Genomic DNA, 6,725 nt, shown 5'->3' on the forward strand with positions numbered 1-6,725 from the left:
ATTTCCTTTATGAATTGACAATTAATAATTTAACTGTAAACTGGTTTGAATTTTGTATATCAAAAATAAAGAAAAAATATACTGAATTACAAAATATAGCTCGGCATTTTTACCTTACATTCAAACATCTATAAATCATCCAAAATTCGCACATTTGCATCCGCAAGGCAATCGCATAGTTGCATAACAAAATGGATCAATACTTTATCATAGATTTCGACAGTACATTTACACAGGTAGAGGCTTTAGACGAGCTGGCCCGGATCTCCTTAAAAAACCATCCCGACAGGGAAAATATTTATAAAAAGATAGAGGACCTCACCAACGCCTCTATGGAGGGCAAATTATCTTTTACCCAAAGCCTGGAGAACCGGGTTAAACTTTTAGAGGCCAACCGGGATCATTTAAAACAACTGGTTTCCCATCTGAAGAAAAAAGTTTCTACATCATTTTCGCGTAATACGGTGTTTTTTAAAAACCATGCAGATGAAGTGCTGATCGTATCTGGCGGATTTAAGGAATTTATTACCCCTGTAGTAACAGAGTATTTTATTAAAAAAGAGAATATATACGCCAATACCTTTGTGTTTGATGAGGAAGGCAATATTATAGGGTACGACCGCAGCAACCCGCTTTCGCAGGAGGGCGGCAAGGTTAAACTATTGAAAGAACTTAATTTACAGGGAGAGATATTTGGTATTGGCGATGGCTATTCGGATTTCCAACTAAAGGAATCAGGGATGATCAAAAAATTCTTCGCGTTTACGGAGAATATCGAGCGAAAATCGGTAGCAGAAAAGGCCGATCACATTACGCCCAGTTTTGACGAGTTTTTGTATATCAATAAACTTCCCAGGGCAATATCGTACCCTAAAAACCGGATCAAGTGCCTGGTGGTGGGTAATGTAGAAGAAGACGCGCTTTCGCTGATGCGGAAAGAAGGCTATAATATCCGCGAAAAGGATAGCATTGAGGAGAAATACCTGCAGGAAGCCGGTATTTTATTTTGCGACGAAGAAAACCAGCCGACGCCCGAACAACTGCAAAATGCCGGCAGGCTAAAGGTAATTGGCATTTTTGGCAAAATAAACGGGCGTAAATTAATGGAGGCTGCTTGCGATAATGGCATCATTATTTTTGATGACCCTAAAAACAACCCGCGCAATGATGATTTTATCCCCCGTAGGGTAATTGCTTTTATGAACGAGGGCAAAACCCATACCAGCTGCAATTTCCCGGATCTGCAGCCACCACGAAACAATAACGCACACCGCCTGATACACATCCATAAGAATGTACCGGGAATCCTGGCCAAAATAAATGATGTTTTTGCCCGTCACAATATCAATATCGTAGGCGAGTTTTTGGTGACTAACCCGCAGATCGGCTATGTAATTACCGATGTAAACACGGGATATGATCCGGAAGTTTTAAATGAGCTTAAGGCGATTGAGCATACGATAAAATTCAGGCTGCTTTATTGATTGGTTCATGGTTGATAGTTCATCGTTCATGGCCGAACGCGAATTGCAGCTTCTATAATCTGTCAATGATGAACGCAACCTGATTGGTTCATATTTGAAAATCTATTGCAGCTGCCATGAACTATCAACCATGAACTATGAACCCAAAGGCACCACCAATACCGGGACGGGTGAGTGCCTTACCACGTGCTCGGCTACGCTACCCATAAACAGGCGATCCAAGCCTGTACGGTTATGAGTGCCAATAACCACCAGGTCGGCATTAAACTCTTTGCTGCAGCTTATTATTCCATCGGCAGTTGAACCATATTCAGTAAAATGGGTAACAGATAAATCACCGGCAAATTTTTTAATAGTTTGGTCAACAATATTTTCTGATTGGCTTTTTTGAATATCCAAAAGCTCAGCTTCTTCAATACCGGTGCCCTGTAACGGCATTCCGATAATAGGGTCGGCACCTGTTAACTGGGAAATTATGACCGGACTTACGATATTTACCAGGCCAACCTGTGCATTAAATTTTCGGGCTAAATCAAAGCCAAACTCAGCAGCATACGCTGCATGTTTGCTATCGTCAATTCCGATAAGGATTTTTTTGATCATCATGGCAGTAAATATTTATGGTATAAATATACTAACAAGTTGGGTGATATTGGGTTTCGGAAAACAAAAATAATGGCAAATTTGATTATCAGGGTTTCACTTTATTCAGTTGAAATCCAACCGTAAATTGAAAAGTGCCGTTGTAGGACTTATAGCTGCCTAAACCTGATGTTACGCCATAGCCGCTTAAACTTTTCAGATATGTCGCCTCAAAAATAAAGCGCTTGTACTTATAGCTTGCCCCGGCTGAAATCCCAAAATTCAGTTTTTGATCGTATTGTGTTTTATTTAATATGCCGTTGATATTCGCGTAGTAAGCACTGTCTGCTTTAATTGCGGCCGGCTGCAATAAACTATTGGCATTTATTTGTTTTACGGGGAAATTGATCACCGGGCCTGCCTTAATACTTAGATTACTGGTTGCATTGTAAACAGCATAAATGGGGACGCTTACAGCATAAACTTTCCGGGAGGACGTTATGGTGAGGTTTTGGTTTGAATCAACTTTGCTTTGATTGGCGTGCGAATAGGTGGTGATAATGTTCTGTGGGCTAAATAACCTAAGCTGTGGGGCTATTTCCCAGGTAGCATTCAACTTGTACGAAGCAAACAAACCAAAATACACGTCGACCGGAAAACTGCCGTAAAAGTTGGCATTCTGGTTTTTCGGTGTAAAACTACCGGATGAATTCACACCGGTTAATATGCCCCAATCAATGTGCGATAGGTTGTTGTTTTTCACTTTGGGAGTTTTATCCTTCTTAGTTTTACCTGTCTGCGCTTGTCCCGAAGTATTCCTTGTTAAACTACTTCTTAAAGCTGGCAAGGGAATTTGCTGAATGTTACCTATCGAACTAAAATTTAATTGCGGCTGTACTGCCAACATTAAAGGCACATCCTGCGTGCCGGAATTATCATTAGTCCCTTTTATATTATGGCTAATGGCATCGTCAACAATCCTATTATTTGAGGTTGGAGCAGCGGACGGAAAATGATAGCGGGTAATGCTGTTTACGCCAGGGATATTAGTGCCCCCCGCAGCGGTGCGCCCGATGCCAGTATGGTGACGGCCAGATGCAGATAAAGTACCGGCCAGCGCGGCGCCTTGTCTGAAGGTTGTATGTGCCGACGGTTTTTGATTTTGATCTTTTACTGTACCTGCAATATGATTGCCCGATGCCTGAACAATGCTATTTTTATTGTTATTTGCCGATGCCGCTGTGTTGACTTTGGTGTTATCTGTATGCGGCTTAATAGAACTACTGTCCTGAGCAGATGCCGTTTGACCAGTTAAAACGGCGCTATCCCTTAACTGCTTTGTAACATTCACATTCAATGAATCAATAGCATTCAACGAATCTGCAACGATCGACCCTGAGGTAATACGCGCGGAATGATGGCGATTATGCTCAACTGAATGTTTATTTTTTTCAAGTGAAACAATATTACTCACCATATACACCATCGCTGCTGCCGAAAAAGCAATAAACATTGTCGGCAATATTTTAAACCCTTTAAAACCTGATGATCTTTTTTCCGCGGGCATTTGTTCATCCAAAAGCGACTGCAATTGGAGCCAATCAGCCTTCGGATCATCACTGACCTGCATTTCACTCCTTTTCTTTTGCCAGAGTTTAAGGTATTTGAGTGCGTTTTTCATTTTGCTTTACCACTCCTTTCCGCTTGCAGCCCAGCGCTTTTTGCCGTTGTTTCAAGCAATCCCTTTAACTGTTTTTTTGCTTCGGATAAATGCCAGCGTGAGGTGCCCTCACTTATTTTTAGTTGCGTTGCAATTTCTTTGTGACTAAAACCATCCAGTACCGATAAATTGAAAACCGTTTGCGTTGCAAGGGGCAGGGTACGGATATCTTTTAATATATCATCAAAAAAAAGTTTTTCCAATACATCGGGCGAAATAAAAAACCCGTCATCATCTATTTCCGAGATCAGTAAATGATTAAATTTCAATTCGCTCCTGCATTTATCTATCGACGTAAAGACCATGATCTTCCTGATCCATCCCCCTAATTCTCCTTTTTCAGTATCAAAATTCTGAATCGACTGAAATACTTTCAGAAAGCCTGTATTAAAAGCTTCTTTAGCCATTTCCCTATCGGGCAAATAATTGAGACAAACCCTTAGCATATCGGCATAAAAAAGCTTATACAATTCCTCCTGGGCCTTGCGGTTATTATCAATACATCCTGATACCAGCTTATTTGCTTGCTTTTTTGTAAGGTTCATTCGAAAAATTCATTCCCTCATCGGCTTAAAGATACTCTTCGGATAGTTCAAATGAAACGTTGGGTAGATTTTTAATTATTATTGAAAAAAGTTGTAAAAGTTGTAAGGCGTTGTAACTATTTACAATAACTTATTAACTGCTATAACAAACTTAACATTACAACACTTACAACATTTACAACTCCTTAAAACGTTTTCAACCTACCTGTTAATTTGTTTCGGCGCTATCAGTACCCCCGCCGTATAATTCCAGTTAAAAGTAATAGTAGTTGAAGTGGCAACTATACTGCCTGTGTAAGTAGTGCCATTTAAGGTAACTGATAAAGGATACGTACCATTTGCCAAAAGGCCGGGCTGGTTTTGCGTAAAATTTATTACTGTACCAATTGGGCTTTGGCCGATAGTACACTGGGTAGGCTGTTTTACATACAGAAAATTGATCCCAAACTTATTATTGATCAGGCTATCAGCAACCACCAGCCGACTGGTGCTGCAATACGATTTTTGGGTTTGGGCTACGAATGAAAGGTAGCTTGAATCAGCCATCGGGGCGTTATAAAAATGAGGGACAAGCGTAATTTGGTCGCCGGTAAGCTGCACATAATTGTAGCTTGTAACCGGATGATAAACCGAATCGCTAACTGTAATGTTAGTGCTGGCGGTTACGCCCTTAGCAGTTGCGCTCACCTGGTATTTGCCTGCTTTTTTAAAAAACACCAACGCTTTGTTGTTTTGAGTGATGAGCGAATCAAAGCCTGAAGGTATTACATTCCATTTAACACTGTCAGTTGATTTTGCGCCCGTAAGTACCAAAGTGTCCGGCTGGTTGATATCAACCTTATAAGCCCAAGCCTGCAATTTACCATTTTGAGAACCTGGCAGATCGCCAAATTTGTTACATGCTGATATTAAACAAAATACCAGCAAAAGCGCTGTTAAGCCATAGAGTGATTTTTTCATTTTTTTAGTTTTAAAAGATGTTTTCTATTCCGTTTTATAGCATCATCGGGTTTACTGGCAGAAACGTTGGGTGGAGGAAGAAAGATTCAAGAACAAAGAGCCAGGAGCCAGGACAGGAAAAGAAAGAGAGCATTTCAGGTTGATTAAAAATACTCCGGCATTTTCTGACTTTCCATCCTGAATTTTGCACCCTGGCTCTTGATTCTTGACTCCTGGCTCTTGATTCCTGGCTCTTGACTCTTGTTCCTATCCCCCAAATCTTATTACATTTGAACATGCATTTCTCTCCCGAAATTGAAGAACGCCTGGCACGTTTACAGGAAAAGTATGAAGCCATGGGCCAGGACATGGTATCGTACCTCGATGGCCTGCTCTATGCTGATTTTTTGACGTATTGGGATTATATCCACCTGGATACCCTTTTGAGCCTGCAAAACCCGAAAACGCCTTTTCCGGATGAGGATATATTTATCATTTATCACCAGATCACTGAGCTCTATTTTAAGCTGGCCCTGCATGAATGTAAACAGATTACCGCTGCGCAGCCGTTAAATGCTGATTTTTTTTCGGCCCGTTTAAAACGCATCAACCGGTATTTTGAGGCCCTTACCCAATCGTTTGAGATCATGGTGGAAGGAATGGAAAAAGACCAGTTCCTTAAATTCAGGATGTCGTTGTTACCCGCCAGCGGATTTCAGAGCGGGCAATACCGCATGATCGAAATTTTTGCGACAAATTTTAACAACCTGGTAGCGCCAGACAAACGGGAAGAATTGAAACATGCCACTGTAGAGGATCAGTTTGAATACATTTATTGGAAATTCGGCGCTACCGAGCTATCCACAGGTAAAAAAACATTAACCCTTAAGCAGTTTGAAAAGAAATACGCCAAAACGTTTATTGAATTGGGCAATGCCAGCATCCACCATAATTTTAACGCGCTTTATCATCAGCTTAAAAATAGTAACCAGGCAACAACACCCCTTGAAGATGAATTAAGGCAACTGGACATCAATGTAAATGTAAACTGGCCCCTGTCACATTATAAATCTGCTGTACGCTATCTTAACCGCGAACCGGAAGAAATAAAAGCCACCGGGGGCACCAATTGGCAGAAGTATTTGCCCCCAAGATTCCAGAAACGTATATTTTATCCTGAATTATGGACCGAACAGGAAATTGATGAATGGGGAAAAGGTTGGGTGGAGAAAGTTGTCGGTTCATAGTTAATGGTTCATAGCCAAAATCTGCTTATCCGAACAATAGTATATTATTTTTGTAAAAAAACAGCAATAAACCATGAACTATGAACCATGGTAGATTCAACTCACCAATGCAACAATATTGTCTAAGTTAGTGTAAAAAACATGTTTGGGATTGTTGTATAGCAGTTTTTTTCTTGGTCTACTATTGATTTTGTGTTGTATGTCTTTG

The 6,725-nt window shown here is 40.7% G+C and carries 6 protein-coding genes; 2 read left to right on the forward strand and 4 right to left on the reverse strand.

Annotated features, from left to right (window positions below; translation table 11 throughout):
- Window positions 1–191: 191 nt before the first annotated feature.
- The gene (locus tag QZY09_RS00150) at window positions 192–1,484 is read left to right on the forward strand and encodes an HAD-IB family phosphatase (protein WP_295666479.1); all 1,293 of its coding nucleotides are present in this window, start codon (window positions 192–194) and stop codon (window positions 1,482–1,484) included.
- A 135-nt stretch (window positions 1,485–1,619) separates the two neighbouring features.
- On the opposite strand, the gene QZY09_RS00155 is transcribed toward QZY09_RS00150, so the two are convergent.
- The 4 genes from QZY09_RS00155 to QZY09_RS00170 form a co-directional block, all read right to left on the reverse strand.
- Window positions 1,620–2,090 (reverse strand): universal stress protein, encoded by a 471-nt coding sequence (locus tag QZY09_RS00155; protein WP_295666482.1) that lies wholly within the window; start codon window positions 2,088–2,090, stop codon window positions 1,620–1,622.
- Between the two features lie 85 nt (window positions 2,091–2,175).
- The gene (locus QZY09_RS00160) at window positions 2,176–3,747 is read right to left on the reverse strand and encodes an outer membrane beta-barrel protein (RefSeq protein WP_295666486.1); all 1,572 of its coding nucleotides are present in this window, start codon (window positions 3,745–3,747) and stop codon (window positions 2,176–2,178) included.
- Window positions 3,744–4,331, reverse strand: a complete 588-nt coding sequence (locus QZY09_RS00165) for a sigma-70 family RNA polymerase sigma factor (RefSeq protein WP_295666489.1) — start codon at window positions 4,329–4,331, stop codon at window positions 3,744–3,746. Before QZY09_RS00165 ends, QZY09_RS00160 begins: the two co-directional genes overlap by 4 nt.
- Window positions 4,332–4,532: 201 nt before the next feature.
- A complete protein-coding gene (locus QZY09_RS00170) occupies window positions 4,533–5,291 on the reverse strand; it encodes a hypothetical protein (protein ID WP_295666493.1) in 759 nt (252 codons plus the stop codon).
- Window positions 5,292–5,566: 275 nt separating this feature from the next.
- On the opposite strand from QZY09_RS00170, the gene QZY09_RS00175 reads away from it, so the two are divergent.
- Window positions 5,567–6,517 (forward strand): tryptophan 2,3-dioxygenase family protein, encoded by a 951-nt coding sequence (locus tag QZY09_RS00175; protein WP_295666495.1) that lies wholly within the window; start codon window positions 5,567–5,569, stop codon window positions 6,515–6,517.
- Window positions 6,518–6,725: the final 208 nt, after the last annotated feature.

The organism is uncultured Mucilaginibacter sp., assembly GCF_903913935.1.
GTDB lineage: Bacteria > Bacteroidota > Bacteroidia > Sphingobacteriales > Sphingobacteriaceae > Mucilaginibacter.

Bases quoted from the DNA above. Each gene is read 5' to 3' on its own strand.
- QZY09_RS00150 (WP_295666479.1), top strand. From the start codon at position 192: ATGGATCAATACTTTATCATAGATTTCGACAGTACATTTACACAGGTA.
- QZY09_RS00155 (WP_295666482.1), bottom strand. From the start codon at position 2,090: ATGATGATCAAAAAAATCCTTATCGGAATTGACGATAGCAAACATGCA.
- QZY09_RS00160 (WP_295666486.1), bottom strand. From the start codon at position 3,747: ATGAAAAACGCACTCAAATACCTTAAACTCTGGCAAAAGAAAAGGAGT.
- QZY09_RS00165 (WP_295666489.1), bottom strand. From the start codon at position 4,331: ATGAACCTTACAAAAAAGCAAGCAAATAAGCTGGTATCAGGATGTATT.
- QZY09_RS00170 (WP_295666493.1), bottom strand. From the start codon at position 5,291: ATGAAAAAATCACTCTATGGCTTAACAGCGCTTTTGCTGGTATTTTGT.
- QZY09_RS00175 (WP_295666495.1), top strand. From the start codon at position 5,567: ATGCATTTCTCTCCCGAAATTGAAGAACGCCTGGCACGTTTACAGGAA.